The sequence below is a fragment of the Enterococcus sp. DIV0774 genome, from assembly GCF_050539095.1.
Classification (GTDB): domain Bacteria; phylum Bacillota; class Bacilli; order Lactobacillales; family Enterococcaceae; genus Enterococcus; species Enterococcus faecalis.
In genome coordinates this window covers 888,478-915,288 of the sequence record NZ_CP172923.1, presented here as the reverse complement: position 1 = coordinate 915,288, position 26,811 = coordinate 888,478, and the positions used below count along the sequence as shown (strand labels likewise).

The following is a 26,811-nucleotide window of genomic DNA, read 5'->3' as shown; positions in this document are numbered from 1 at the left end:
CTATTTCCTCCTTTTTTATAAATCATCGAAGTCAAAGGAATCAAAATCAATTTCTTCACTCTCTTCTTCTTGTGCTTTCCATTCTTCACGTAAATATTGGTCATCCATAACTCGAATAAAAGGATAATAAATGAACATTCCTAGTACCAATAAGAGAGCTTGCAGAATTGATCCTTGCCAACCGCTGACTAAAAATCCTGAGATAATTGGCGGAGTCGTCCACGGCAATTGAATACCGTTCGTCAATGGAACTAAGCCCCAATCCATAGCAAAATAGGCAATAATAATATTAATTGCGGGTACTAAGACAAATGGAATTAAAAGGATTGGATTTAAAACAATTGGTAACCCAAAAATGATTGGTTCGTTAATCCCAAAAACACCAGGAATTAGTGAAAGTTGCGAAAGCTTTTTAATTCGTTGACTTTTACAGAATAAGACCATCACAATGATTAATGAGAGTGTGGAACCGGCGCCACCAAATGTTGCAAACATATCTTGAAATTGTCCAGTGATGATGTTGGGAATTTCATGACCGTCTTTAAATGCTTGTAAATTTTCAACAGACAATGCCCGCAAAACAGGATTAAAGACTGCGCCAACCACGCTACCTCCGTTAATGCCAAAGAACCAAAAGAAGTGTAAAAATAAATAAGCAATGCTCATCGCACCTAAGGTATTACCAAGACTCAATAAGGGCGTTTGTAGAAATTCAAAAATAACATCTTGTAAATTACCATAAGGAGTTAAAGCAGCCAGCCAATTGACTAAAAACATGAGAGTAACAACTAAAAAACTCGGAATCAGGGCCTCAAAAGACTTAACCACTGTTGGTGGCACTCCTTCTGGCATTTTTATTGTCCACCCTTTACGAACAATGGCCACAAATAAACGAGTCGCAATTAATGCGACAATCATTCCTAAAAACAAGCCACTGGAACCCATCCATTTTAAAGGTAAACTAGTAACTTCATAAACCTTTGAACTATTTTCCGGTGTAAATAATGTTTGATAAGGCGTTACAATAAAAAATGAAACCAATGCGATAATTCCTGCTTGCATTGCATCCACATTGAATTGTTTCCCTAAACTATAGGCAATACCGACAACGGCCAGAATAGTCATTACATCAAAACTAGCACTAGCTGGAACAGACATCATTGTCGCCCAGTCTTTACCAAGCAAATGAGACATCCAAGTATCCCATTGCGGCAAAGGAAAATTAGCAATTAATAAGAAGACCGAACCAACAATCAACAAGGGCGTTGATAAAAGGAAGCCATCACGAATCGCTACTAAATACTTATTTTCTCCTATCACTTTTGCCAAAGGGGTCAATACGCGCTCTAACCAATCCAAAAATTTTTGCACGGTCGTCACTCCTATCTATTATTTTTTATTTTGCTTAATTAACCGCAGCGCTTCTTTCAATGCTTTTTCGCCATCCATCATGCCATAAATTTCTGGCGCAATTGCAGCGACAGGAATCCCTTGAGGAGCAAATTGTTCTTTTGTTTTTTCTAATAAAAAACGGACTTGTGGTCCTAATAAAATAGCAACAGGCTTCTCTGCTTCAACCACTTCTTGTGCTCTTGCAATAGGAAAAGCAGTAATCATTAAAGGCATTTGATGTTTTTCCACCACTTCCATCATTTTATTAACCATAATACTTGTAGACATTCCTGCATCACAAAAAAGATAAATTTGTTTTTTACTCATGTTCCTTCACTCTCCTCATTTATTCAATTGGTGCTTTGATTCTTTTTTCATAGGCCGCTAACCATTCTTGTGAAATCGGCTGAATCTCTGTGGTATGATTCTTGCCTGGATTTGCAATATAGATTTCTGGTTGCTGCATATCAGTACCAACCGTAAAAGTAAATTCCACATTCGTAGCTACGCCCCAGTCTCCCTGTTTGTTCATGGCCACCAGTGAAAAAGCTCCTGCTTTCCCATAACGTTGGGTCAATTTTTCGTGAAAAGCATAGACCGCTTGATCACATGCTTGTTGTGGCGAGCGCCCTTCCCCCATTAAACGGACGATTTCATAAGAAAGACAGCCTTTCATTAAATCTTCACCTAATCCTGTAGCCGCAGCACCACCAATTTCGCTATCAACATAAAAACCAGAACCTGACAGTGGTGAATCACCAACACGTCCTGCTTTTTTCATGAAGAGTCCCGAACTGGAAGTGCCAGCTGCCATTGATCCTGTTTGGTCTAACGTAATAGCGCCGACAGTATCATGCCCATCATAGGGGTTCAACTGATTTTCCTGAATTTCTTTTAAACGCTTTTGCCACCATTGATTAGCGCGTTCTGTCAACATATTCTTTCTTTCAAAACCGTGCAACATTGAATATTTCGTTGCACCTGCGCCAACACGAAAACTATTAAACTTCTCTTTACTTAATGCTTTAGCCACTGAAATCGGATTTTTAACATCTGTAATTCCTGCCACAGCACCAATTGCAAATGTGTCTCCATCCATATAGGCAGCATCCATTTCTAAAATCCCTTCCTCATTAGGTAAACCGCCGTAGCCCACTGACTTATAAAAAGGATAGTCTTCTACTTCTTTAATTAATTGTTCCACGGCCGTGCCTGCAGCACCTCCTTGTTGTAATTCTTCTGTAGCTTTTAGTAACCCATCATGTGCCATCCGCCATGTCGCAATTGCACCCCAAGTCATTTTCCATCCGCCCTTTCGTTAACGCTTACATTTCTCCACCATTATAAACTAGTATATACTGTTTTGTATATACTGAAAATGAAATTTTATACAGAAAAATAGAAGATACACGTATGCGACCTCTACGAAACACATTGGCTTCTTCTCATACGTGTATCTTCTATTGGTTTTATGCTTCTGTTAATGCAATCATCGCTTGCATATAGATTTCCAGATTAAGCAGTAAATCTTTTTCATCCATATATTCATCTTGGTTATGCGCAATGCCTTTTTGACCAGGAAATGATGGACCAAAAGCAACGATATTCGGCATAAAGCGAGCATACGTAGCACCTGTAGTTGTGACTGGCGTCCCATCTAAGCCAGTAATTTGTTCATAAACCTTGGTTAATTTTTGAACATTGCGCTCATCTTTTGGAAACAGCGTACTAGGGAGGCGGCGGATGACGGTCACTTCACTTTCTGGAAATAGTGCCTTCGTTAGTTGCGTGGTTACTTCGTTTTCTGTAATAGAAACAGGATAACGCACGGCCAATGATAACACCAATTGCTGTCCTCGTTTTTCCAACGCATAGGGCGTTAAAATCAATTGCCCACTATCCTGATCCTTAAAGTCCAGAGCTACTCCTTCGCCATAGTGCTTTTCGTGAAAACTAGCGGTTAACCAGTCGAAATACTGTAATAAATTTCCTTTGACTAACTGTTCCTCGCTAATTTTCTGTGCCAATAAAGTAATCGCGTTCTTGCCTAGTTCTGGCGCATTGGAAGGGGCGCGTTTTCCCGTGATTGCTGTTGTTTTTCCTGCAATCACCACACTTAATTGATCAGGTACGTGGTCTTTTGCTTGATCACCCATAATCTGACCAATTTGTTCACTTGAATCATCTGGGATGGTCGTTGTAATTTCATAATTAACAATCCCTCGCTCCCCATAAACTACTGGATATTTACAATCTGGAGTAAATCCAAAAACGGGTGCGTTTTCCTTCTCTAAATATAAGGGGATATCTCCACTCCCACTTTCTTCATCCGTGCCAAACATTAAGCGAATGGTTTTCTTTGGTTGGTAACCAAGTTCTTTCAGTAATTTCATTCCATACAGGCAAGCCAATATAGGACCTTTATTATCTAGAATTCCTCTACCATACAAACGTTGATTTTTTTTCGTTAATTGAAAGGGCGGCACTGACCAGCCAGAACCTTCTGGTACTACGTCTAAATGACCAATAATCCCCAGATATTCTTCCGCTGTTCCCCATTGCGCATAGCCAACTACGTCATTGACAATCTCAGTTTGAAAGCCATAACGCTCTGCAAGTTTCAGCGTTTCTTCCAAGGCTCTTTTCGGTCCTTCGCCAAAAGGGGCCTCTTTTTTAGGCGACCCTTTCACACTTCGAATCTCCATAATTTTGTTTAAGTCTTCATAAAATAAATCTTTTTGAGCGGCTATTTCTTCTTTGATCTTCATTCGTTCCAAGAACCTCCTAGCTCCACTTGGTTGTTTTCAGACGGGCTATAGCGGGTCAGTGTGTTTTTAAATGTGTACCGATCTGCTCGATATAAAGAGACATCATATAAAATGGGGGTTGCATCAAGCGCATAGGTGATAGAGTGGACTTGTAAAAGTGGCTGGCCCACAGGAACATTCAATAATTCTGAAATTTCCGCTTCAACTAAGATTGCTTCAATTTCTTGATGCGAATAAGCAATCTCGACGTTCTTCTCGATTAAGCAGAAAAGAGAGCCCTCGAAGTCTTGCTTCGTATGGCCTTGTACGTATGCCTGTGGCAAATAAATTTTTTCAACTGTCATTGGTTCGCCGTCTAACATTCGGCGGCGAATCAGTTCATAAATTGCCTCATTTTTGCCCACTTGGAGCGCCTCCCGAATTTTCTCAGCGGGATGTACTACTTCTTCAAAGGAAATGACTTCTGTCTGGCTTTTTTTCCCGTAAGCTTTGGCTGCCTCAGTAAAACCTTGTAAGCCAGCACGACCACTTTGAATTTTCGCTTGCGACATCACATAACTACCTTTACCATGTCGTTTTACCAAAATATTTTTGCGGATCAAATCATCAATCGCTTTACGGATGGTCAAGCGACTGCAGTTATATTCTTTAGCTAAATCATATTCTGAAGGTAATTTTTGTGCACTTACATACAGACCGTCTCGAATTTTCTTTTCAATTTCTGCAGAAATTTGCTTAAATTTGGGTGCATTTTCTGTCATTTCATCGCCTATCTTTCTTCAAAAAAATAAATTTCCTAGTATATACCACACTGTCTATACTAAATCAATTTTTAAGAAACCGCAATCATTTGTTGCGTTTCTTAAAAATCAAAAAAGAAAGCGAGCCACAAGTCGGTTGGACTTGTGGCTCGCTTCCTTAGGAAAAATATGTTATTTCCCTTTCATCCGTTCTTTGCCTTCTTGACACATATAGAGTAGCGGACAGGCTTCACATTTAGGCGCTCTTGCTAGGCAGTGATAACGCCCAAAGAAAATCATGGTATGGTGCGTTTTCACCCAGAGTTCTTTCGGAACTTTACGCATTAAGGTTTGCTCAACTTCAGTAACATTCGCATTTAGCTTACAAATTCTAAGGCGCTTGGACACTCGTTCCACATGTGTATCTACTGCAAAAGCCGGTTCGCCGAAAGCATCTCCCATTACTACATTGGCTGTTTTTCTCCCCACGCCAGGTAAACTGACCAGTTCATCTCTGGTTTGCGGAACTTCTCCATTGAAACGTTCTAAAAGTTGTTGTGCGCACGCTTTAATATTTTTTGCTTTATTGCGATATAAGCCAATGGTTTTTATTTTAGCAATAATCTCCTCCACCGGTGCAGCTGCTAAAGCTTCTGGTGTTGGAAAAGCTGCGAATAAACCAGGAGTCGCTTTATTTACCGATACATCGGTTGCTTGCGCACTTAAAATCACAGCAATTAATAATTCAAAAGGATTCTTATGTTTTAATTCACATTCTGCATTTGGAAACATCTCATACATAATTTCAATAGCTTCCATCGTTTTCTCTTTTGATAGCATGGCCCACCTCCTTTTTATTCACTGTCTTCTGGATTTAACCAATTGTGTAATGTAACCTTTGGTAACGCTTCTTGTGTCTGACCTTGTTGTTCAATCTCATTTTGAATCATAGAATCTTTTCGTTTTTTCTGATCAGCAGCCACTTGTTCTTTGGTGGTAATATTTTTACGCTCCCACGCAAGTAAAATACGATCAATATATTTCAAACTATACGCCTGATTTAAAACAGCTTCTCGCAACGCTAACCGGATTAATTCAGGGGAATAATGGTCCGTGTTCAACCACTGACCAATCATTTCTAATTCAATGGGTGAAAGTGGACGTCCGAATTCTTTTTCAAAGCCTTGGTAAAGCTGTTTAATTTCATCTTCGTGGTTTGCGACAACTTGTTTTTCTTTGCTCGTTTGTAAAAATAATTGAATCTTTTGAAAAACAGGCAGTAAATCATACGTATCCATCATTTGACCTTTTTGGTTTTGTTGTGTTTCAATTCGAATAAATCCGCGAGAAACCAATTGATTTAACAACTTATAAATCGTATCTGGCGTTTTGCCCATCGTCTCTGCAATCGCCATTAAGTCTGGAAATAAATCGCCTGCATTTTGCGAACGAAAAAGTTGCAGTAAAAAGAGAAATTCATCATCTTTCAAACCAATTTTTTGGTAATGATCAAATAGTAAGTTTGAGATTGTTGTTTCACCAGCTTCTAAATATTCACGAATTGATAACATTGTTGTTGTCCACTTCCCCTTGCTTGTTTCACTTATTGCACTTGATAAACATCAAAATAAATAGCTTTCATATAATCAATTAAATAACTAGGATTCAATTCTTCTCCCGTTGCATCATAAATTAATTGATTTGGTTTACGTGAAGCGCCGTACTGATGAATATGTTGTGTTAACCATTTACGGATATCAGAATAATCCTCCGAAGCTAAAATTTCATCAACAGATAATTCTTGTTTCATTGCGTGAAATAGTTGCGCGGCGTACATATAACCCAAGGCATAAGATGGGAAATAACCAAAGCTACCTCCAGACCAATGAACATCTTGAAGGACACCTTCTAAATCATTTTCAGGTGATACGCCTAAGTACTCTTGGTATTTTTCGTTCCACACTTTTGGCAAATCAGCGACTTCCAAAGAACCATTAAATAACATTTTTTCAATTTCATAACGAATAATGATATGCAAAGGATAGGTGAGACTATCGGAATCAATCCGAATCAAACTTGCTTTCGTTTCTTTTAAAGAAGCATAGAAATCTTCAAAAGCAATATCATCAAAAGTACCTTCTACGCATTCTTGGAAAAACGGGTATTGTTTTTGCCAAAAAGCCCGGTTGCTACCAATGATAATTTCATTAAAGAGCGATTGTGATTCGTGAATCCCCATAGAGGCACCTTCGCTTAGCGGCGTAAAGTCAAATTTAGGATCAAAATTTTGTTCGTACATCCCATGACCCGCTTCATGAATCACACCAAATGTTGCCATTGAGAAATTATTTTCTTCCCAGCGCGTAGTAATCCGCGCATCATTTCGATTTAGAGCTGTCATAAATGGATGAACTGTATCATCTAATCGGCCTTTTGAAAAATCATAGCCTAATTGTTCAACCACACCAATCACAAAACGGCGTTGTTGTTCTTTGGTCATTTTTCTAGATAAAAAGTCAGTTCTAGGCGGCGTACCTTTTTCTGCTAAAACGGTCCGAATCTCTTGAATCCCTTGTTTTACTTGGTCGAATACTTGGTCTAGCTTCTCAACCGTCATCCCTGGTTCAAATTGATTTAATAACACATCATACGGAGTTTTTTCTTCTTTTTGCCAATAAGGAATGAACTCTTTTTGGAACGCAACGACCTTCGTTAAGGTTTCTTCTAACAAGCCGAAATCTTGTGCAGCGCGTGCTTTTAGCCAATCTGTATGTGCTTGGTTTAATACTTTAACATATTCTTGCATACGTTCAGCTGGAACATTTTTATTCAAAGCATATTCTTCTTTTACTTTTTCAAAAACCAGTTTCCCTAATTCAGATAATTCTTCAGGGCGTGTCTCAAAATAGGCCAATGCTTCTTGAATAACTGGGCCAATACTTCGTTCAAAATATAATCCGGTTAAATACCCTTCTACTTCTCCTCGAAAAGGACTACTTTTTTCTGGCATCCCAGTTGATGAATCCCAGTCTAATAATGTCAAGGCATTTTTTAGTAATTGAATTTCTTTCACTTCTTGTAAAAATACAGCTTCCTTCATTTTTTACACCAGCTTTCTTAGTCTTCCCGTGGTTTTCTTGGTGGACGTGTTCCCCAGTATTGGAATAAATCTGTTCGTAAGGCTCCGTTGTAAAGCTTCCGTTTTTTAGTAGCTTTGGCACCATAATATTCTTCAAAAGCAAGATCACTCGTCAGTATATACTTGCTCCAAGTAGTTAACGGACGGAAAACATGGCCCATTTCTTTATACAAACGACGAACACTTTCCTCTTCTCCTAATCGCTCACCATAAGGCGGGTTAGCTACCATTACACCATATTCCTTCTCGGTTGTAAAATCTTTTAATGCCAATTGTTTAAAGGTAATTGAATCACCTAAACCAACTTCCTCAGCATTCGCTCGTGCGACTTCAATCATTCGCCCATCAACATCTGAGCCACAGATATCTAATTCAACATCGTAGTCTGCCTTTGCCTCGGCTTCGTTACGTACTTTTTCAAAAATTGCTGGATCAACCCAATCCCATGTTTCACAAGTGAAACTACGATTAAAGCCAGGGGCAATGTTATGGCCAATTAATGCTGCTTCAATACAAATTGTTCCAGAACCACAAACTGGATCATAAAAAGGACGATCTTTGCGCCAATTGGTCAACATCACTAAAGCAGCTGCCATGTTTTCCTTAAGAGGTGCGCCCCCCTTTTCAATGCGATAGCCTCGTTTAAATAAACTTGGTCCAGTCGTGTCCAACGTCAACGTCACTTTATCTTTTAGCAGAGCCACTTCTAATTTAAACAAAGCTCCTGTTTCGGTTAAGGGCACCGTCGCTGGACGATGGTAAACTTCTCTTAAACGGTTAACAATGGCTTTTTTGGTGATGGCTTGGCAATCAGGAACACTATACAACTTTGACTTAATTGATTTACCTGCAACTGGAAATTCTGCATCTAAAGGCAAATAATCTTCCCAAGGAAGTGCTTTAACTTTTTCAAATAATTCATCAAAACTATAGGCGTTAAATTCGCCAACGACGATTTTAATCCGATCTGCTGTTCGTAGCCATAAATTGGCAGTAGCAATTGTTTCAACTGTTCCTTCAAAGACGGCCCGGCCATTTTCTACTTCACAGGGAATCCCTAAATCACGCAATTCTTTTCCAACTAATGCTTCTAAGCCACTAGCAGCCGTTGCAACAAGTTTGAATGTTTTTTCTTTCGTCATAAAAACTCCTTCTTGACTCTTTTTTATTGTCTGGAGCTAACAGTCCTGCCGACTACTGCTCCGCTTGTTTTTTATAATTGTCCGCTTTCTCTGAACTAAACGGTCCTGTCCCGGCCTCTTTAGAACAGACAGCTTACTACTTTTATCTCAGTTTCTTTATTTTAACATTTTTTTATTCTTTTCGTAAAAAAAGCCTTCACAACTACGTTGGAAGGTCTTCCTGAATTACTTGTAATTTTCTATAAGCCATGTTCTGTATCACCAATTCTTCAGGAAAAATTGGTGACGGTCATCATCTATCTGCAGAGTAAACTCTGCCTCTTCTACTCGTTCATTTCCTTTAGAAGAGCGCCCCTACCATTGTTTGGGTTGCTCGCTCGAGGGGTTTACCGCGTTCCACCGATGGAGTTTCCCACATCGCTTCGTCACTGTGGCACTTTCAAGGATACTTTGACATAGTCGAAACCTTAGTCATTTTTCCTGCCGTTACTCTAAAAGAGTACCTTAGCTTATGATTTCGCTAAGCACGAACACTACAAGCATCTCAGCTTGTGCGAGCATGGACTTTCCTCAGCTTGCAAAAGCAAACCGCGATCACCCGAAAATTACAAATCTGTTTAAACGAACAGCAAAAATTTATACACTAAAACAAGTGTCCGCTATTCTAACAAATGCTTTCTGTTCCTCGTGAAAACTTGACTTAAATTGTCTTGTTAAAATTGACGTGTTTGTGCATTATCAACATCATGGTTCGCTGGTTCTGCAGTCATTGACGGTGCGGAAGGCGTTACAGGTGTTGAAGGTGTTTCATCTAACTTTTTACCAAAAACTTCACGCTCTAAGTTTGATAAACGTTTTAAAATATCAAAGTTGGTCACTGCTGCACTTTTTGGTACTTCTTGAGCAACACGAGGCGTTGGTTGGGCTTTTGATAATTGGTCTAATTTTGCCATTAAGCGGCTATTTTCTTCTTGCAAGCTTAATAATTCTTTATTATAAGCTTCGTAGTCTTTAATAACATTGTCTAAAAATTCGTCTACTTCAATTGGGTCATACCCGTTCATCATTTTCGTTTTAAATTCTTTTTGTAAAATGTCTTTAGGACTATATACTAAATTTGCCATGTTTACACCTCATTTGTTTATTTACGATAGAAAATTTCATAGTTCCACAAATACTATTGTAACGAAAAATAGCTAGAAAATCAAACAGATTCTCTAATCAATCACCGAGTTTTGTAAATCATCCATTGTAATTAAGCGAATATCATAGGGTTCTCGTTCCGAAAAATGTTGTGCGTCCTTTAAAAAATACTCCGTTTTGCCAGGGTACTCTTTGTCATAAATAAGTAAGCTGCCCCCAGAATGTTCCAAAAGAAATTTTGTATGCATTTTTAATTGTGCTGGCGATTGATAGGGCTGGTGACTTACTGAGTTGATATAATCAGCCAAACTTTCCGCTTTCGTTAACAGTTCTCGATTTTGTTCATTCCAATTATTGCCAAAGTCTTTAAATGGATAAAGCAAACCTAGCTGGACTTCTGGATATTCCGTTTTTAATTCCCCAACTACTTCAGCTGTCCAAAGTTCAACACCTAAATTGCCAGAAATCAAAATCCATTCTACTCCCGCTTCAATATAACTGGCTAACTCTTTTTTTAAGACATTTTTAATAACTGTGATTTTCGGGTCTTTTCCTTGAAATATCCCCAATTCAAAGCTGCGATAACCGGTGACATAGAGGGTTTTTATCATTTCCATAAGTCATCCCTTTTCTTTCAGGTCTTTTTTTTGGTATAATACAGGCTAGGAGTGTGATAAACGTGACGTTCCATTATCCTAACGGAATACCTTATAATCATCATGAAGCACAATCACCAAAAAAACAAGTAAAAAAGAAACGCCCCGTTGAATTTGGTAATCGTGGGATGGATTTCGAAGAAGCGATCAATCAAAGCAATCAATATTATCTATTGAATAAGCAAGCAGTCGTTCATAAGAAACCCACTCCTGTTCAAATTGTTAAAGTAGATTATCCCAAACGAAGTGCGGCTGTTATTAAGGAGGCCTACTTTAGACAAGCTTCAACGACTGATTATAACGGTGTATATCAAGGCCGTTACATAGATTTTGAAGCGAAAGAAACGAAAAATACCACGTCCTTTCCCTTTAAAAATTTTCATCAACATCAAATTGATCATATGGAACAATGTATAGCACAACAAGGGATTTGTTTTGTGCTATTATGGTTTTCAAGCTTAAAACGCTGCTTCTTTTTTAGTGGTGAAAATCTAATAACGCATTGGAAAAACCAAGCAGTTACTGGGAAAAAATCTATGCCGCTTGCACTCATCGAGAAAGAAGGAATTGAATTATCTTTTGGAATCGCACCGCGAATCCCTTATCTCGACGCAGTGGAACAATATATTCAGACACACTAGATTCATAAAGTTTTGAAAGTATAACAAAGGAGTTGCTATTTATGCCAACCGCAAATTCAGGCTCGCGAGCTGCTAGACATGCATCCAACACCTCATCGAAGTCGAGTTACAAGAAAAAGACACAACCGCCGAAAAAGAAAAAACGGCTTGTTTTAAAAATCTTTCTTGGCTTACTTATCGCTGGGATGGTCGCTTTTTTAGCAGGCGTTGGTCTTTTTTGGTTCTATGCACGACAAGCCCCAAAATTAGAAGATGACAAACTGAATGCGACAGTTTCATCGAAGCTTTACGATATTAATAATGAAATTTTTGAGGATTTAGGCGCAGAAAAGCGTGAATTAATTCAACCAAATGATGTGCCTCAATTATTAAAAGATGCCATTGTTTCTGTCGAAGACCGTCGTTTCTATAAACACATTGGTGTGGATCCGATTCGGATTATCGGTTCTGCCCTTTCAAATGTCAAAAATGGTGGATTACAAGGCGGAAGTACCTTAACCCAACAATTAATTAAATTGTCCTACTTCTCTACAAAAGAATCTGACCAAACCTTGAAACGGAAAGCACAAGAAGCATGGATGGCTGTTCGTTTAGAACGTGAAAAATCAAAAGAAGAAATTTTAACTTACTACATTAACAAAGTCTACATGGCGAATGGTTTTTATGGAATGGAAACAGCGGCTGAAAATTATTATGGTAAACATTTATCTGAACTTGATTTACCACAAACGGCCCTACTGGCAGGAATGCCGCAAGCGCCAAACTCATACGATCCCTATACAAAACCAGATACTGCTAAAGAACGTCGGGATGTTGTACTTTACACAATGTACGACAATAAAAAAATCTCGAAAGCAGAGTACGAAAAAGCTAAAGCGACCCCAATCGATGAAGGCTTAGTGCCATTAAAAGCCAGTGATGACAATCGAAAAGTCGTAGATAATTACGTCAAAGAAGTAATCAATGAAGTGAAAGCAAAAACTGGTAAAAATGTTTACACAGACGGACTAGATATCTACACAAACTTAGATATGAATGCCCAAAAACAACTTTACGATATTGTCAACAGTGATCAATACGTTGCGTTTCCAGATGATAAAATGCAAGTGGCTTCAACCGTTATTGATGTTGCCTCTGGACAGGTCCGAGCACAAATTGGGGGTCGTCACATTCCTGATGATGTGCAATTAGGAAACAATTTAGCTGTTAACACCCAACGTGATGTTGGTTCAACTGTGAAACCAATCATGGATTATGGTCCCGCAATTGAGAATTTAAATTATTCGACAGGTCGCCTCATGGTGGATAAACCAACGAAATATCCTGGTACCGACATTGATGTCTTCAACTCTGATTTAACATACCAAGGCGTCATTACTATGCGCCGTGCGATTATGGGTTCTCGTAACACGACCGCGGTCCAGACGTTTGATGAAGTTGGTAAAGAAAACATCATGCCTTTCATTAAAGGGCTAGGAATTGACTATAAAAACTTAGAAGCCTCGAATGCCATTTCAAGTAACACAAGCGATGTAGATGGCGATAAATATGGAATTTCCTCATTGAAGTTAGCAGCAGCTTATGCGGCTTTCGCCAATAACGGGATATACAACAAACCGTATTACGTAAACAAAGTCGTTTTCAATGATGGAACTAGCGTTGATTATCAGCCTGATGGTAAACGTGCGATGAAAGACTCTACCGCCTATATGATGACGGATATGTTAAAAGATGTTTTAAATGGCGGAACAGGATTTAACGGCGCCATTCCAGGCTTAATCCAAGCGGCCAAAACAGGGACTTCTAACTATACTGATGAAGATTTAGCACGAATGGGGACAACAGAAAAAGGAATTGCCCCGGATAGTACCTTTGTTGGTTATACAACACACTATGCCGTTTCCGTTTGGACTGGATACAATGATCGAAATACACCAATCTATCAAGAATACTATGGAATTGCCTCGGATGTTTATCGTGAAATAATGAGTTACTTGTCTCAAAATGTTTCAAACGATGACTGGGTGCAGCCAGACAGTGTTGTGCGGGTAGGTAATGAATTATACGTGAAAGATGCCTATGAGGTACCAAATGTACAAGTTTTACCAAGTACTACCTCTTCAGCACCACAGCCAGAATCTAGCAGTACGGTGGAATCCTCTTCTACAAAAGAAGCGGAAAGTTCATCAAGTTCTAGTTCAGAAAGTGCGCCTTCTTCCTCTGAAGCGCCACCATCAACCGAACAACCGGCGAGCTCTTCCTCAGCAGAGCAACCGGCAACATCAGAACAACCACCTGAACCTTCAAGTTCTAGTTCACAAGAACCACCGCAACCACCTGAAAGTAGTTCTAAACCAGATGAAAATAAAGCAGCATAAAAAGTACGGGGCTCATGATGAGCCCCGTACTTTTTTAGATTAAAAATGGACGAAGTGAACTGAATCACTTCGTCCATTTTTGCTTATTTACTTTCTTTATTTGCCAAAGCTGCACCAACAAATCCTTTGATTAAGCGTTGTGGGCGATTTGGACGAGAAATTAATTCTGGGTGGAATTGACAAGCCACAAAGAATTGTTTTTCAGGAATTTCAACAATCTCAACTAAACGATTATCTGGTGAAACTCCAGAGAAAACTAAGCCATTTTCTTCAAATAATTGACGGTATTTGTTGTTAAATTCATAACGATGACGGTGACGTTCTTGGACAACATCTTCATTTCCGTATGCTGCCGCAGTTTTCGTTCCTTTTTTCAATTTACATGGATATAAACCTAAACGTAGTGTGCCACCTAAATTCTCGATGTTTTCTTGATCTGCCATTAAATCAATAATGTTATTTGTCACGTCAGGATTAGTTTCTGCAGAACCAGCATCTTCTAAGCCCACAACGTTACGACCAAATTCTACACAGGCCATTTGCATACCTAAGCAAATGCCAAGGAATGGTACGTCATTTTCGCGAGCAAAACGAATCGCTTCAATTTTTCCTTCAATTCCACGATCACCAAAACCACCAGGAACCAAAATACCATCTGCTGAACCAATTCTTTCAGCGACATTTTCAGCAGTTAATTCTTGTGAATCAACCCAATCAATTTCGATATCTGAATCAAAATCAAACCCAGCATGTTTTAATGCTTCTACAACAGAAATATAGGCATCTGGTAATTCAACATATTTACCAACCAGCGCAATTTTTGTTTTCTTTTTCAAGTTAAGAACTTTTTCTTCTAATGCACGCCACTCAGTCATGTCTGCAGCCGGTGCATCCAATTTTAAATGATCACAAACAATTTGATCCATGTTTTGTGCTTGAAGTGCTAATGGAATGGAGTATAACGTTTCAACATCACGAGATTCAATTACCGCTTCCGGATTAACATCACAGAATTGTGCTAATTTGTTTTTAGTGTTTTGAGAAACAGGTAATTCCGTACGGACCACTAAAATATTTGGTTGAATCCCTAAACTTCTTAATTCTTTGACACTATGTTGTGTTGGTTTAGTTTTCATTTCGCCAGCCGCTTTTAAGTAAGGAATCAAGGTTGTATGGATGTACATTACATTGTCACTACCCATATCAGCTTTCATTTGACGCAATGCTTCTAGGAAAGGTAATGATTCGATGTCGCCGACAGTACCACCTACTTCTGTGATAATCACATCGGCATCCGTCATTTTCGCTGCACGCATAATTTTTTCTTTGATTTCATTGGTAATGTGTGGAATAACTTGCACTGTTGCACCTAAGTATTCCCCTTTACGTTCTTTACGTAAGACTTCTGAATAAATTTTCCCAGTGGTTACGTTTGAGTATTTATTTAAGTTAATATCAATAAAACGTTCATAGTGACCTAAGTCCAAATCTGTTTCGGCACCATCATCTGTGACAAAAACCTCTCCATGTTGGTAAGGACTCATTGTCCCCGGATCCACATTAATATATGGATCGAATTTTTGAATCGTTACTTTTAATCCACGATTTTTTAATAATCGTCCTAAAGATGCTGCGACAATCCCTTTTCCGATAGAAGAAACCACGCCACCTGTAACAAAGATGTATTTTGTCATAATAGTTAAAAACCCTTTCTTTGATAATATTTTGTAGAGAGAAGTAAAACAACTTTGAGACTCTTACGTTTCTCCAAATAAAAAAGAAACAAAAATAGAAAAGCTCCCTATCCATTACGAATAGGGAGCTTGTAAGTTCGTTCAAACTTCTGACCTTCTTAAAGGTGCCCAAGTAGTATAATACAAGCAAACGGACATCAGGTCAAGTACTTCTATTCAAGAAAATAATTTTTTCTATTTTCTCATTTTTCTCGGGCATTCAACTAAAAAGCTTGACTCCTTCTTAGGAATCAAGCTTTTTGGTTTCTTACTCTTCAGAATATTCGTCATCAAAATCGTCTTCATCTTCAACATCATCGTCATCAATGATTGTTAAATCTTCTTCGATTTGCGGAATGTCTTCTTCATCATCGTCTGAATCTGCACCAATCTCTTGTAAGTCAGAGTTGTATGCTTTGATTTCTTCATCTTCATCTTCTTCATCATCGTACAAGATGTCTTCTTCATCATCATTTGTTAATTCAGCATCTTCTGGATCGTCATCGTTATAGTCAATTACATCTTCATCGTTTGGATTAGTGATGAAGGCATTTACTTTTTTACGTTTTCTACGACGTGGTGCATCTTCTTCGTCTTCTTCCAAGCCATGTGTAACTTCTTCATCGATTGAATCGATTGGATACCATGAACGTAAGCCCCAACGATTGTCTCCCAATGAGATAAAGCTACCGTCGATGTTTAAATCTGTATAAAATTGTGCTAATTGGTCACGAATTTCACTATCAGACTTGCCAAGATAATTTTGGATTTGGTTAACTAAATCAGAAAAATCCATTACATCTGCATGTTGTTCTAAAATAGCGTGTGCTACTTCAATCATGGATAATTCTTTTTTGTTCAACCCTTCAAATACATTAATTTCCAAGAGGTACACGTCCTTTCACAGTCTACTCCTTATCATACAAAAACATTGAAAAAAAATCAATTCTATTCTGCAATATTTATGCAGTAAATTCTAATTCTAAATGATATTCTCCGATTCGCTCTGTTTGAGAGTATAAATCATAATCAACTAAAATCTTACCAGACATTGGTTGATCTTTTAAACTAACACGCAAATTATGTGTAAACGTACTAATCTGTAGCAAGCCATAAGGGGTTCGATAACTTGTATCTAATTTTTCCTGATAGCCAAATCTTAAACGCATCCGTAATTCACCGGCACGAATCAGCTGAACATGCCCGTCTGGTTCAATTTTAATGGTTACGGGGGTTGGTTCTGTATCCTCTAATAATTCTTCTTTGTAACGAATGTATAATGTATCACCCATTTTTACTAATTGACCTTCTAAGTCAAAGAAAAAATCTTTTTGTTCGTTGCCTTGTTGGACAATCGTTTTTAGTTGAATCGATACAGGAACGCCTGTTGATAAATCCATAATGGTCACTCCTTTTCCAAAATATAACTTTCTTATTGTTGACTTTTTCAATGTATTTGTCAACTAAAGTCAATTTTTCCTTGCTTATGTACCTTTTCTTATTGTATAAGCTCTTTTCACGGGTTGCAAGCATTTGTTTCATCTATTTAATAAGAAAACCGTTTACTATTTTAGAGAATTCCTTCAGAATTCGTTTATATAACATGCTTTTTTGCGTTTTTTGTATATAATATAAGAGAGAGAGTAAGAAAATAAACGTATTAAATGACGTAATTATAAATAGACAGGACGTTTTTTATGAGCACAACTTTTCCCCTTCACACCGAATCATTTATGCTCCTTGATTCAGGTTGTTTAACAAACAGTGACTATTTTTTACCTTTTGCCTTGACCGATGTTTTAACTACTTTTTCAGGAATGCAGCACCAACCAATCATTCATTTCTGGCAATTGGATCAAGCTATGATTCTTGGCATGAAAGATACCCGTGTACCTCATCTAAAAGAAGGAATCGCTTCTCTGCAAGAAAACGATTATTCTGTAGTCGTTCGCAATGCCGGCGGTTTAGGGGTGATTGCCGATTCGGGTATTTTAAATGTTTCACTTATTTTACCAAATAATTCTGAACACAAATTAAGTATCGATGCGGCTTATGAATTAATGTGGGCTTGGCTCCGTCAGAGTTTTCCGGAGAAAGAGATTGACGCCTTTGAAATTACTACATCCTATTGTCCCGGTACTTATGATTTAAGTATTGACGGTCAAAAGTTTGCTGGGATTGCCCAACGACGCGTCAAAGACGGTATTGCTGTCATGATTTACATCAGCGTTAACGGCAATCAACTTGCTCGTGGAGAAGTGGTTCGAGACTTTTACCTTGCTGGCTTACAAGAACAATTTGGTGAAAATGGCTATCCACCCGTTGATCCAGCAGTGATGGCAAATTTAGAAACCCTGATTGAGACTCCATTAACAATAGACGCCGTAAAAACCCGTTTAATCGAAGCATTACCTCAACAATTTGAAAAATCTATTGATCCAAACTTAACCGAACCAATTATAACCTCAGAATGGTTCCAAACAAATTTAACTGTCCAGCTGGAAAAAATGGCGCAACGAAACGCCTTAATTAAAGGAGAGATCGTATGACGATTCCGTATAAAGAGCAACGATTACCAATCGAAAAAGTTTTTCGTGATCCCGTCCATAATTATATTCATGTCCAACATCAAGTGATTTTAGACCTTATTAATTCTGCTGAAGTGCAACGATTACGTCGCATTAAGCAACTAGGTACTTCTTCTTTTACGTTTCACGGTGCCGAACATAGTCGTTTTTCCCATTCTTTGGGTGTTTACGAAATTACACGTCGGATTTGTGAGATTTTCCAACGTAACTACTCTGTGGAACGATTAGGTGAAAACGGCTGGAATGACGACGAGCGCCTGATTACACTTTGCGCAGCTTTATTACATGATGTCGGTCATGGTCCTTATTCACATACATTCGAGCATATTTTTGATACAAACCATGAAGCAATCACGGTCCAAATCATCACCTCACCAGAAACGGAAGTCTATCAAATTTTAAACCGTGTTTCGGCAGATTTTCCTGAAAAAGTCGCCAGCGTTATTACTAAACAATACCCAAATCCTCAAGTGGTGCAAATGATTTCTAGTCAAATTGATGCCGATCGCATGGACTATCTGTTACGTGATGCATACTTTACAGGGACGGAATACGGAACTTTCGATTTAACTAGAATTTTACGTGTGATTCGACCCTACAAAGGAGGCATTGCCTTTGCTATGAATGGGATGCATGCGGTGGAAGACTATATCGTTAGTCGTTACCAAATGTATGTCCAAGTCTATTTCCATCCTGTTTCTCGTGGGATGGAAGTGATTCTTGATCATTTATTGCATCGGGCGAAAGAATTATTTGAAAACCCTGAATTTGACTATGATTTACAAGCCTCTCTGCTTGTACCATTCTTTAAAGGGGACTTCACCTTACAAGAATATTTAAAATTGGATGATGGCGTCCTCTCTACGTACTTTACACAATGGATGGATGTGCCTGATTCAATTCTAGGTGATTTAGCCAAACGTTTCCTTATGCGTAAGCCTCTGAAGTCAGCCACCTTTACGAACGAAAAAGAGAGCGCAGCAACGATTGCTTATTTAAGGGAATTGATTGAAAAAGTTGGTTTCAACCCTAAATATTATACTGCCATTAATTCAAGCTATGATTTACCTTACGATTTTTATCGTCCAAATAAAGACCGTCATCGTACACAAATTGAATTGATGCAAAAAGATGGTTCATTAGTGGAATTGGCAACGGTCAGTCCCCTAGTTGCAGCACTTGCTGGTCAGAGTCAAGGAGATGAACGTTTCTATTTCCCTAAAGAAATGCTTGACCAAGGAAATAAAAAACATTACGATTTATTTGATGAGACGTATCGTGAGTTTTCAAGTTACATTCATAATGGTGCGTTAGTTTTAAAAAAATAGGTTTTCTAGGAGGATTCTATGTCAATTAAGTTAGTTGCTATTGATATCGACGGAACATTGCTAAATTCACAACACAAGATTACCCCACGGGTCAAAGAAGCGCTCCAAAAAGCAAATGAGCAAGGCGTTCGTATTGTTTTATGTACAGGCCGCCCTTTGCCAGGCGTGAAAGAACAATTGGATGAATTAGCCTTATATGGTGAAAATGATTTCGTGATTACCTACAACGGTTCGCTTGTCCAAGCAACCAAAGATAATACGATTATTTCACGCTATACCTTGAGTTATGAGGATTTTTTAGAAATTGAAATGTATTCTCGTAAAGTCGGCGCTCACTTGCACACAATTGATGATTCCGCTATTTACACTGCCAATCGCAATATTGGTAAATATACGATTCACGAAGCATCTTTAGTGAACATGCCTTTGAAATATCGTACGGTGGATGAAATGACACCAGAGATGAACATTATTAAAATGATGATGATTGATGAGCCGGAAGTTTTAGATCCTGCCATTGCAAAATTACCATTACATTTTACCGAAAAATATACGACTGTTAAAAGTACGCCTTTTTACTATGAAATCATGAATAAAAATGCTAGCAAAGGCAATGCTCTAGCAAAATTGGCAGACCATTTAGGCTTAAATAAAGACGAAGTGATGGCCATTGGTGACAATGAAAATGACTTATCCATGATTGATTACGCTGGGATTGGTGTTGCGATGGGCAATGCGACAGAAAATGTTAAAACAATTGCCGATGTGCATACCACTAGTAATGACGAAGATGGTGTCGCTCAAATTATTGAAAAAATGGTTTTAATTTAAACATTCTTTTCAATAACAATAACCCTCAATCTAATCAACATAGATTGAGGGTTATTCGTTATTTTATGATGATGCCGCTAGCCATTTTTCAACGGCCCAGCGGTGGCTTCCTCTTTTTAATAAACGGACTGCTTCTTCTGGTGCAACCCAGTGTAAAGTATTGGTCCTTTCTAAGGGTTCGCTAAGTTGCCGCCAAGTATTCGCTACATAAAAATAGCCAGGATTATAATAGGCAGTTTGGCGATGGTTCGAATAAAAATATTCATCAGCTTCCCCTAAATAACAGCCAATTTCTACACTAATTCCCAATTCTTCTAGCACTTCTCGATGGATCGCTTCTTCTTTCGTTTCGGTGCCTTCAATTTCGCCTCCTGGTAAAAAATAAGCTCCATTTGGCGCTTGTACCAGAACCATTGTGTTATTTTCTGGCTTTGAAACAATAATGTATGCAGCATATCTTGTTTGATAGGTCAATGTCTCTTCTCTTTTTCCAAACGTTGGCGTTTTCATTGGCGCACCTCTTCTCTTTTCATCTATTTTACCTGAGAAATTCCTTTAGAACAAGTCAGAAACCAAGCGTTTTTCTCTACATTTCACGTTTATCTATGCTACTATTAACGTTGGAAATATAATTAAGTTTGAAAGGGAGTTTTTAACTATGAAAATGGCTCATACATGTGTGCGTGTAAAAGATTTAGAGGCATCATTAGATTTCTATCAAAAAGCCTTCAATTTTGAAGAAAGTCGCCGTCGTGATTTTCCAGAAAATAAATTTACTTTGGTTTATTTAACTTTACCAGGAGACGACTACGAACTAGAACTAACTTATAATTATGATCATGAAGCATACGATTTAGGAAACGGTTATGGTCATATCGCCATCAGTACAGATGATTTAGAAGGATTACACGAAAAACATCAAGCGGCTGGCTTTACTGTCACTGACTTAAAAGGCTTACCTGGAACTGCACCATCTTATTACTTTGTTGTCGACCCAGATGGTTATAAAATCGAAGTTATTCGTGAACGTTAAAAAGTTTCACTTGTTCACTTACTGAGCTTTTTGTGTTTGAGAGCTGTCCGAGACAAAACTTGTCTCGACTTCTTCTCAAACACTTTTTTCAAAAAAAGTGCTACAATAGAACGTATGAATTTATTGAGGATGTGATGTTATTATGACAAAAAAAATTATTGGAATCGCTGGCAATCAACTTTTGCAGGCAGCTGAAGTGTTTCACGGTAACCAAGTGACTTACACCCCACAAGGTTTTGTTAGCGCTGTTCAAGCCGCAGGTGGCGTTCCTCTCGTTTTGCCAATTGGCCCCAAAGAATTAGCCGCTACGTATATACAACAAATTGATAAACTACTTTTAGCAGGCGGTCAAGATGTTGCCCCTGAATTTTACGGACAAGAACCCCATATAAAATTAGAAGAAACGAATCGTGATCGTGACGAGTTTGAGTTAGCCCTAATTGAAGAAGCCTTAAAACAAAACAAACCTATTTTTGCGGTTTGTCGTGGAATGCAATTAGTCAATGTTGCTTTAGGTGGCACATTATATCAAGATTTATCGATGTATCCTCAATGGTCAGTTAAGCACGGACAACAACCCACTCAACCAATCTTTGCGACGCATCGTATTGATGTTGAACCAGACAGTCAATTATCAAACATATATGGTACAACTGGTCAAGTCAACTCGTACCATCACCAAGCACTACATACTTTAGGAAAAGATTTACGCGTTACTGCTTGGTCCTCTGATGGCCTTGCAGAAGCAGTGGAATCAACAAATGAACAGCAGCCTTTATTAGCTGTTCAATGGCATCCTGAACTAATGTACGCACGTGATGCCAAATCCCAAGCACTCTTTAACTACTTTGTTCAAAAATTATAGTAAAAACGGAGGGACGTCTTTCGCCCCTCCGTTTTTACTTGCTATCATACTTAAAAATCAAAATTATCTGGATCTGCACCAAAACGATGATCCTTATTTAACTGATTAATTGCGGTTATTTCTTCTGGCGTTAATTCAAAATCAAAGACAGCAAAATTTTCCTGAATTCTTTTTTCGTGAACAGATTTGGGAATCACGATAATATCATTTTGTAAGTGCCAACGAATAATCACTTGGGCCGCTGATTTACCATATTTTTCACCAATTTTCACTAGTACTGGTTCAGATAATAAATTACCTTGTCCTAGAGGAGACCAAGCCTCCACGGCAATCTTATTTTCGGCTAAATATTTTCGTAGCGGTTCTTGTGTTAACGTAGGATGTAATTCAATTTGATCCACCATTGGCACAACATTTGCTTCTGTTAATAAATCTTCCAAATGATGTTGATGAAAATTGGAAACGCCAATTGCTTTGGCACGACCACTTGCGTAAATTTCTTCTAATGCTTTCCATGATTCTTTATATTTACCAGCAACAGGCCAGTGAATTAAATATAAATCAACATAGTCTAACCCTAATTTTTCTAAGCTTTTATCAAATGCTTTAATCGCATTTTCATAGCCTTGATCTTCATTCCATAATTTCGTCGTCACGAAAATTTCTTCGCGGGGAATACCCGATTGACGAATGCCTTCGCCCACCCCTGCTTCGTTTTTATAAACGGCTGCCGTATCAATCAAGCGATAACCCGCTTCTAAAGCCCATTTTACTGAATTTGTTGCTTCTGAGCCATCTTCTACACGCCAAACGCCTAAACCTAGGCGTGGCATTTCATTGCCGTTTGCTAATTTTTTTGTTTTATCCAAAGTCATGTGTTTCTTCAGTCCCTTCATTTTCATTACTTTTAGTATACTACGCATTCTTCTTTCACGAAACAATCACGACTTGTCAGGTCATTTTCTTTATTTTTAATAAATAACGACGCCAATAAGTCAGCACTCCGATTAATGCCACAACTACAATTGTTCGACCGCTAACGCTTCCAATCCACAGTTTAACTGCAAGTAACCAGATACAAAAGAGATAAACACAGGACCAATTAAAGGAAACTTTCAATGTACATGATTCCGCAATTTCGATTATCTGACTACTAAAAAAACGACTTCCTAATCGTAAAGCGACTGGATTATGGAAGATGAATGTTCGTCGCTTGTCAGCCGTCAAGCGAGTGGCACATCGTTCATCAATAAAAATTGTTACAGGTAATTTAGAAAGTAAATCATTTTTTGCCCATTCAATTGAAACTTTCACGCAGCACTCACAACCTTTAACAAAATTATAAAATATATTATTTATTTACAAAATTATAACATTCCTAAAAAAACATGTTAAGTCTTAAAAAAAACTTTCTATTTTCTTCCCCTTTCGCCGAGAGATTTAGTATACTAAAAGAAGAAATTTTAGAGAAAGTTGGATTTTTATGTTGATACTTGGTTTAGCCAGTACTGAAACAGTCGATTCTTCTGCTCCTGATTTAGCAGAAGCGACCGTAAAAAAAGTGAGCGCGCTACAACGCTTTTGGAACAATATTAATTGGGATGCCATTGTCGCTACCTTAATTGAAAAAAGTTTATCAATTTTATTTTTAATTTTTCTATTTTTTATTATTCAGCGAATCGGGAAATATTTAATTGATCGCACCTATGCAAATTATAGTAAAAAGCAACATTTTAGTGAAAGCCGTTTAAAAACGTTACACACTTTAATTATTAATGCATTTCAATATACGCTGTTCTTTTTCTTCATCTATTCTCTTTTGACCATTGTCGGTGTGCCTGTTGGCTCATTATTAGCCGGAGCGGGAATTGCCGGTGTTGCCATTGGTTTAGGGGCTCAAGGATTCATGAATGACTTAATTACCGGATTTTTCATTATTTTAGAACAACAAATGGATGTAGGCGATTATATTCGCTTATTGGCGTTAAATATTGAAGGAACAGTTACTTCTGTCGGATTACGAACCACTCAAATTAAAGCGGTTGATGGAACTGTTCATTTTATTCCAAACCGAAACATCACCACAATCAGTAACCTGTCTCGTGCCAATATGCAAGTGTTAATTGATGTCCGCATCAATCCTGAAGAAGGTTATGAAAAAATTTGTGAAGTGATTACAGAAGTCAATGAAACGTTAAAAGAAAAGTATATCGAAAGTATTCAAACTGGGCCAGATATTTTTGGTATGGTTGATTTAGGCAATGGCAACTTTGCGGTGCGAACGACCATGTATGTACTAAACGGCAAACAATTTGCGGTCAAAGAAGAATTTCTAGCTCAATATATCAAAGCATTAACAGAGGCCGGCTTTACGATTCCCAATACGCCCATTATTGCAAAATAAAAAACAGCCACCAGATACTTATTAGTTATCTGGTGGCTGTTTTTCTAATTGTCCAATGATTTTAAAAAGCCACTAACTGCCTCTACTCCAAACAATAACGCCTCTTCGTTCGGTTCAAACTTGGCAGAGTGAAGGCTATAGGGACTTGCCACGCCTAACCAAAACATCGTGCCTGGGACTTTAGACAATAGATAGCCAAAATCTTCACCTGTCATTGCAACCGATGCTTGTTGAAATTGAACTGTTGCTTGTTTGCTCATGTATTCAATCAAATTCGTGGTACATGCTGGCTCATTCACTACAGGTAAATACCCTTTTTGATCAAGATGAACAGTTACTTCACATTGAAAAGATTGCGCAATACCTTCACTAATTTCGCGAATTCTTCGCTGCGTTTGTTCATTCGTTTCTGCTGTCAATGTGCGAATTGTACCAGATAAAGTTGCTTCTTCGGCAATCACATTGCAGGCAGTCCCTGCATGAAAAGTCCCAAAAGTAACGACTGCCCCAATCACAGGATCAACATTTCGACTAACGATCGTTTGCGCTTGCTGAATTAAATTTGTGGCCGCTAAGACCATATCATTTGCTTGATGTGGAAAAGCCGCATGTCCACCTTTCCCTTTTAAGGTAATGTTCACTTCACAAGTGGCAGCAAACAATGTCCCTACTCTGGTACTAATAGTTCCGACTGGCAAATCAGGATTAACATGAAGCGCATAAAATTCATCAGGTAACCACTCACCAAACGCATGATCTTCATACATCAGCATCCCCCCTGCTTCATTTTCTTCAGCAGGTTGAAATAAAAATAAAAAGTTATTGTCTGGTTGCTGTTGACTTAATTCTTTCAAAACCCCTAAACCGATTGTCATGTGAAAATCGTGCCCACAGGCATGCATAAACCCTGGTCGTTTTGATTGAAAAGCAGAAACCACTTCCTCTTGAATAGGCAAACCATCAATATCAGCACGCCAGCCGATGGTTTTCTGAGGATTTTTGCCTTCTATGAAGACTAAAATCCCCGTTTGCCATGTTCGAACTTGCAGATAAGGTTGCTTCATTTTATCAATTTCATTAAGTAAAAAGGCTTGTGTTTCCTTTTCTTCTAAACCGATTTCAGGTATTTGATGTAGTTGCCGTCTAATCGCAATTAATTCTTCTTGCTCCACAAAAGCCACTCCTTCATTTTTGGGGTAATCGAAAGCCGCCATGAAGAAGTTTCTTCATCGCGACTGACTAATTTATTTTTAGAGTTTACGTAATTCTTCTAAAATCTCTGTTTTACTCTTGGTTTTATCATCAATTTGTTTAATTACTTTTGCTGGCACGCCTGCGACAACGGTATGCGCTGGAACGTCTTCCACAACTACTGCCCCAGCAGCCACAACGGCACCTTCACCAACACGAACCCCTTCTAGTACGACCGCATTCGCTCCAATGACAACCTCGTTTTCAATAACCACAGGTGCGGCACTTGGTGGTTCAATGACACCAGCTAAAACCGTTCCTGCGCCAATATGACAATGCTTCCCTACAGTTGCACGACCGCCTAAAACAGCGCCCATATCAATCATAGTCCCTGCACCAACGACGGCGCCAATATTTAGAATAGCCCCCATCATAATCACCGCTTGATCGCCAATTTCAACTTTTTCGCGAATCAAAGCACCTGGTTCAATCCGAGCATTAATGTCTTTCAGATCAAGAAAAGGAATTGCTGAGTTACGTGCATCGTTTTCTACAACATAATCCTCAATTTTTTCTTTGTTTGCTTCTAAAAAAGGTTTTACGTCAGCCCAATCGCCAAACAATGTCCCAGTTTTACAATTATTAAAGACCTTAATTGTTTCCGGAAAAGTGACTTCTTTTAATTGCCCTTTCAGTGTTACTTTAACAGGCGTTTGCTTTTTGGCATCGCCAATATACTGAATAATCTCATATGCGTCCAATCACAGCACTCCTTTACTTCGTGTTATCATACAGAATAACGCATTTATGAGAAAAAAGTAAAGAGTTTCTTGCGTTTT

At 38.4% G+C, this 26,811-nt stretch carries 27 protein-coding genes and 1 other RNA gene; 8 read left to right on the top strand and 20 right to left on the bottom strand.

Translation table 11 applies throughout. From position 1 onward, the window contains the following. Window positions 1-15 precede the first annotated feature (15 nt). The 12 genes from celB to IGL86_RS04475 all read right to left on the bottom strand — a co-directional run bounded on the left by celB (window position 16) and on the right by IGL86_RS04475 (window position 10,941). Window positions 16-1,371, bottom strand: a complete 1,356-nt coding sequence (gene celB, locus IGL86_RS04530; RefSeq protein ID WP_002384702.1) for a PTS cellobiose transporter subunit IIC — start codon at window positions 1,369-1,371, stop codon at window positions 16-18. 18 nt (window positions 1,372-1,389) lie between these two features. After that, window positions 1,390-1,719 carry a PTS sugar transporter subunit IIB gene (locus IGL86_RS04525; RefSeq protein WP_002357981.1) on the bottom strand — a complete coding sequence of 110 codons (330 nt, stop codon included), beginning with the start codon at window positions 1,717-1,719 and terminating at the stop codon, window positions 1,390-1,392. Window positions 1,720-1,738: 19 nt separating this feature from the next. Further along, a complete protein-coding gene (locus tag IGL86_RS04520; RefSeq protein WP_002361636.1) occupies window positions 1,739-2,692 on the bottom strand; it encodes a N(4)-(beta-N-acetylglucosaminyl)-L-asparaginase in 954 nt (317 codons plus the stop codon). Window positions 2,693-2,861: 169 nt separating this feature from the next. Further along, window positions 2,862-4,160, bottom strand: a complete 1,299-nt coding sequence (locus IGL86_RS04515) for a Sapep family Mn(2+)-dependent dipeptidase (protein WP_033625528.1) — start codon at window positions 4,158-4,160, stop codon at window positions 2,862-2,864. Continuing rightward, window positions 4,157-4,921 (bottom strand): GntR family transcriptional regulator, LSA1692 subfamily, encoded by a 765-nt coding sequence (locus IGL86_RS04510; protein WP_002357984.1) that lies wholly within the window; start codon window positions 4,919-4,921, stop codon window positions 4,157-4,159. The genes IGL86_RS04515 and IGL86_RS04510 overlap by 4 nt, the downstream gene beginning before the upstream one ends. Window positions 4,922-5,092: 171 nt before the next feature. Continuing rightward, the gene (gene nth / locus IGL86_RS04505) at window positions 5,093-5,740 is read right to left on the bottom strand and encodes an endonuclease III (protein ID WP_002357985.1); all 648 of its coding nucleotides are present in this window, start codon (window positions 5,738-5,740) and stop codon (window positions 5,093-5,095) included. Between the two features lie 14 nt (window positions 5,741-5,754). Next, window positions 5,755-6,471 (bottom strand): DnaD domain protein, encoded by a 717-nt coding sequence (locus IGL86_RS04500; RefSeq protein ID WP_002361632.1) that lies wholly within the window; start codon window positions 6,469-6,471, stop codon window positions 5,755-5,757. A gap of 32 nt (window positions 6,472-6,503) precedes the next feature. Then, window positions 6,504-8,000, bottom strand: coding sequence for a carboxypeptidase M32 (locus IGL86_RS04495; RefSeq protein WP_010713516.1), 1,497 nt, complete (start codon window positions 7,998-8,000; stop codon window positions 6,504-6,506). Window positions 8,001-8,017: 17 nt separating this feature from the next. Beyond that, window positions 8,018-9,181, bottom strand: a complete 1,164-nt coding sequence (locus IGL86_RS04490) for a THUMP domain-containing class I SAM-dependent RNA methyltransferase (protein WP_002357989.1) — start codon at window positions 9,179-9,181, stop codon at window positions 8,018-8,020. A gap of 237 nt (window positions 9,182-9,418) precedes the next feature. Further along, an RNA gene (rnpB, locus tag IGL86_RS04485) (RNase P RNA component class B) lies at window positions 9,419-9,787 on the bottom strand. Between the two features lie 107 nt (window positions 9,788-9,894). Further along, complete coding sequence (gene gpsB / locus IGL86_RS04480) at window positions 9,895-10,305, bottom strand: cell division regulator GpsB (protein WP_002357990.1); 411 nt, start codon at window positions 10,303-10,305, stop codon at window positions 9,895-9,897. A gap of 93 nt (window positions 10,306-10,398) precedes the next feature. Beyond that, entirely contained in the window at window positions 10,399-10,941 is a 543-nt protein-coding gene (locus tag IGL86_RS04475) for a DUF1273 domain-containing protein (RefSeq protein WP_002360568.1), read from the bottom strand. A 62-nt stretch (window positions 10,942-11,003) separates the two neighbouring features. Here IGL86_RS04475 and recU point away from each other — a divergent pair, with 62 nt between their 5' ends. Continuing rightward, the gene (gene recU, locus IGL86_RS04470; RefSeq protein ID WP_002388848.1) at window positions 11,004-11,621 is read left to right on the top strand and encodes a Holliday junction resolvase RecU; all 618 of its coding nucleotides are present in this window, start codon (window positions 11,004-11,006) and stop codon (window positions 11,619-11,621) included. A gap of 41 nt (window positions 11,622-11,662) precedes the next feature. Beyond that, complete coding sequence (locus IGL86_RS04465) at window positions 11,663-13,999, top strand: PBP1A family penicillin-binding protein (RefSeq protein WP_002360569.1); 2,337 nt, start codon at window positions 11,663-11,665, stop codon at window positions 13,997-13,999. A gap of 83 nt (window positions 14,000-14,082) precedes the next feature. On the opposite strand, the gene IGL86_RS04460 is transcribed toward IGL86_RS04465, so the two are convergent. The 3 genes from IGL86_RS04460 to IGL86_RS04450 form a co-directional block, all read right to left on the bottom strand. Then, window positions 14,083-15,693, bottom strand: a complete 1,611-nt coding sequence (locus tag IGL86_RS04460) for a CTP synthase (RefSeq protein ID WP_002357995.1) — start codon at window positions 15,691-15,693, stop codon at window positions 14,083-14,085. A gap of 307 nt (window positions 15,694-16,000) precedes the next feature. Continuing rightward, window positions 16,001-16,618, bottom strand: a complete 618-nt coding sequence (rpoE, locus tag IGL86_RS04455; RefSeq protein WP_002357996.1) for a DNA-directed RNA polymerase subunit delta — start codon at window positions 16,616-16,618, stop codon at window positions 16,001-16,003. 76 nt (window positions 16,619-16,694) lie between these two features. Beyond that, window positions 16,695-17,132, bottom strand: a complete 438-nt coding sequence (locus tag IGL86_RS04450; protein ID WP_002382132.1) for a DUF1934 domain-containing protein — start codon at window positions 17,130-17,132, stop codon at window positions 16,695-16,697. A 333-nt stretch (window positions 17,133-17,465) separates the two neighbouring features. Here IGL86_RS04450 and IGL86_RS04445 point away from each other — a divergent pair, with 333 nt between their 5' ends. From IGL86_RS04445 to yidA, 3 genes are read left to right on the top strand one after another with little or no spacing between them, the layout of a single operon-like run. Continuing rightward, window positions 17,466-18,281 (top strand): lipoate--protein ligase family protein, encoded by an 816-nt coding sequence (locus IGL86_RS04445; protein WP_033625712.1) that lies wholly within the window; start codon window positions 17,466-17,468, stop codon window positions 18,279-18,281. Beyond that, a complete protein-coding gene (locus tag IGL86_RS04440) occupies window positions 18,278-19,648 on the top strand; it encodes a dNTPase (RefSeq protein ID WP_002357999.1) in 1,371 nt (456 codons plus the stop codon). Before IGL86_RS04445 ends, IGL86_RS04440 begins: the two co-directional genes overlap by 4 nt. A gap of 18 nt (window positions 19,649-19,666) precedes the next feature. After that, on the top strand, window positions 19,667-20,479 hold the full coding sequence (yidA, locus tag IGL86_RS04435) for a sugar-phosphatase (RefSeq protein ID WP_002377829.1): 813 nt from the start codon (window positions 19,667-19,669) through the stop codon (window positions 20,477-20,479). A 63-nt stretch (window positions 20,480-20,542) separates the two neighbouring features. Here the strand turns inward: yidA and IGL86_RS04430 are convergent, their stop codons facing one another. Continuing rightward, entirely contained in the window at window positions 20,543-20,989 is a 447-nt protein-coding gene (locus IGL86_RS04430; RefSeq protein WP_002384709.1) for an NUDIX hydrolase, read from the bottom strand. Between the two features lie 148 nt (window positions 20,990-21,137). On the opposite strand from IGL86_RS04430, the gene gloA reads away from it, so the two are divergent. Beyond that, window positions 21,138-21,512, top strand: a complete 375-nt coding sequence (gloA, locus tag IGL86_RS04425) for a lactoylglutathione lyase (RefSeq protein WP_002369612.1) — start codon at window positions 21,138-21,140, stop codon at window positions 21,510-21,512. Window positions 21,513-21,654: 142 nt separating this feature from the next. Continuing rightward, a complete protein-coding gene (locus tag IGL86_RS04420; RefSeq protein WP_002358005.1) occupies window positions 21,655-22,377 on the top strand; it encodes a gamma-glutamyl-gamma-aminobutyrate hydrolase family protein in 723 nt (240 codons plus the stop codon). Window positions 22,378-22,427: 50 nt separating this feature from the next. Here IGL86_RS04420 and IGL86_RS04415 read toward each other — a convergent pair whose 3' ends face one another. Then, window positions 22,428-23,300, bottom strand: a complete 873-nt coding sequence (locus IGL86_RS04415; protein WP_002382129.1) for an aldo/keto reductase — start codon at window positions 23,298-23,300, stop codon at window positions 22,428-22,430. 28 nt (window positions 23,301-23,328) lie between these two features. After that, window positions 23,329-23,691: a hypothetical protein gene (locus IGL86_RS04410; protein WP_002358008.1), complete on the bottom strand. Its 363-nt coding sequence runs from the start codon at window positions 23,689-23,691 to the stop codon at window positions 23,329-23,331. A 169-nt stretch (window positions 23,692-23,860) separates the two neighbouring features. On the opposite strand from IGL86_RS04410, the gene IGL86_RS04405 reads away from it, so the two are divergent. Next, window positions 23,861-24,781 carry a mechanosensitive ion channel family protein gene (locus IGL86_RS04405; protein WP_002382128.1) on the top strand — a complete coding sequence of 307 codons (921 nt, stop codon included), beginning with the start codon at window positions 23,861-23,863 and terminating at the stop codon, window positions 24,779-24,781. Between the two features lie 44 nt (window positions 24,782-24,825). On the opposite strand, the gene IGL86_RS04400 is transcribed toward IGL86_RS04405, so the two are convergent. Further along, window positions 24,826-25,995 carry an N-acetyldiaminopimelate deacetylase gene (locus IGL86_RS04400; protein ID WP_033625706.1) on the bottom strand — a complete coding sequence of 390 codons (1,170 nt, stop codon included), beginning with the start codon at window positions 25,993-25,995 and terminating at the stop codon, window positions 24,826-24,828. A 36-nt stretch (window positions 25,996-26,031) separates the two neighbouring features. Further along, window positions 26,032-26,733: a 2,3,4,5-tetrahydropyridine-2,6-dicarboxylate N-acetyltransferase gene (gene dapD / locus IGL86_RS04395; RefSeq protein ID WP_002358012.1), complete on the bottom strand. Its 702-nt coding sequence runs from the start codon at window positions 26,731-26,733 to the stop codon at window positions 26,032-26,034. Between the last annotated feature and the right edge of the window lie 78 nt (window positions 26,734-26,811).

What these genes read in the sequence shown, in the direction of transcription:
- nth (WP_002357985.1), bottom strand. Translation starts at nt 5,740, where the DNA reads ATGCTATCAAAAGAGAAAACGATGGAAGCTATTGAAATTATGTATGAG.
- yidA (WP_002377829.1), top strand. Translation starts at nt 19,667, where the DNA reads ATGTCAATTAAGTTAGTTGCTATTGATATCGACGGAACATTGCTAAAT.
- IGL86_RS04495 (WP_010713516.1), bottom strand. Translation starts at nt 8,000, where the DNA reads ATGAAGGAAGCTGTATTTTTACAAGAAGTGAAAGAAATTCAATTACTA.
- IGL86_RS04400 (WP_033625706.1), bottom strand. Translation starts at nt 25,995, where the DNA reads ATGGCGGCTTTCGATTACCCCAAAAATGAAGGAGTGGCTTTTGTGGAG.
- IGL86_RS04515 (WP_033625528.1), bottom strand. Translation starts at nt 4,160, where the DNA reads ATGAAGATCAAAGAAGAAATAGCCGCTCAAAAAGATTTATTTTATGAA.
- IGL86_RS04445 (WP_033625712.1), top strand. Translation starts at nt 17,466, where the DNA reads ATGCTCCTTGATTCAGGTTGTTTAACAAACAGTGACTATTTTTTACCT.
- IGL86_RS04510 (WP_002357984.1), bottom strand. Translation starts at nt 4,921, where the DNA reads ATGACAGAAAATGCACCCAAATTTAAGCAAATTTCTGCAGAAATTGAA.
- IGL86_RS04430 (WP_002384709.1), bottom strand. Translation starts at nt 20,989, where the DNA reads ATGAAAACGCCAACGTTTGGAAAAAGAGAAGAGACATTGACCTATCAA.
- IGL86_RS04415 (WP_002382129.1), bottom strand. Translation starts at nt 23,300, where the DNA reads ATGCGTAGTATACTAAAAGTAATGAAAATGAAGGGACTGAAGAAACAC.
- IGL86_RS04475 (WP_002360568.1), bottom strand. Translation starts at nt 10,941, where the DNA reads ATGGAAATGATAAAAACCCTCTATGTCACCGGTTATCGCAGCTTTGAA.
- IGL86_RS04465 (WP_002360569.1), top strand. Translation starts at nt 11,663, where the DNA reads ATGCCAACCGCAAATTCAGGCTCGCGAGCTGCTAGACATGCATCCAAC.
- IGL86_RS04450 (WP_002382132.1), bottom strand. Translation starts at nt 17,132, where the DNA reads ATGGATTTATCAACAGGCGTTCCTGTATCGATTCAACTAAAAACGATT.
- IGL86_RS04520 (WP_002361636.1), bottom strand. Translation starts at nt 2,692, where the DNA reads ATGACTTGGGGTGCAATTGCGACATGGCGGATGGCACATGATGGGTTA.
- IGL86_RS04420 (WP_002358005.1), top strand. Translation starts at nt 21,655, where the DNA reads ATGACAAAAAAAATTATTGGAATCGCTGGCAATCAACTTTTGCAGGCA.
- gloA (WP_002369612.1), top strand. Translation starts at nt 21,138, where the DNA reads ATGAAAATGGCTCATACATGTGTGCGTGTAAAAGATTTAGAGGCATCA.
- IGL86_RS04460 (WP_002357995.1), bottom strand. Translation starts at nt 15,693, where the DNA reads ATGACAAAATACATCTTTGTTACAGGTGGCGTGGTTTCTTCTATCGGA.
- IGL86_RS04440 (WP_002357999.1), top strand. Translation starts at nt 18,278, where the DNA reads ATGACGATTCCGTATAAAGAGCAACGATTACCAATCGAAAAAGTTTTT.
- IGL86_RS04500 (WP_002361632.1), bottom strand. Translation starts at nt 6,471, where the DNA reads ATGTTATCAATTCGTGAATATTTAGAAGCTGGTGAAACAACAATCTCA.
- IGL86_RS04405 (WP_002382128.1), top strand. Translation starts at nt 23,861, where the DNA reads ATGTTGATACTTGGTTTAGCCAGTACTGAAACAGTCGATTCTTCTGCT.
- IGL86_RS04525 (WP_002357981.1), bottom strand. Translation starts at nt 1,719, where the DNA reads ATGAGTAAAAAACAAATTTATCTTTTTTGTGATGCAGGAATGTCTACA.
- IGL86_RS04490 (WP_002357989.1), bottom strand. Translation starts at nt 9,181, where the DNA reads ATGACGAAAGAAAAAACATTCAAACTTGTTGCAACGGCTGCTAGTGGC.
- gpsB (WP_002357990.1), bottom strand. Translation starts at nt 10,305, where the DNA reads ATGGCAAATTTAGTATATAGTCCTAAAGACATTTTACAAAAAGAATTT.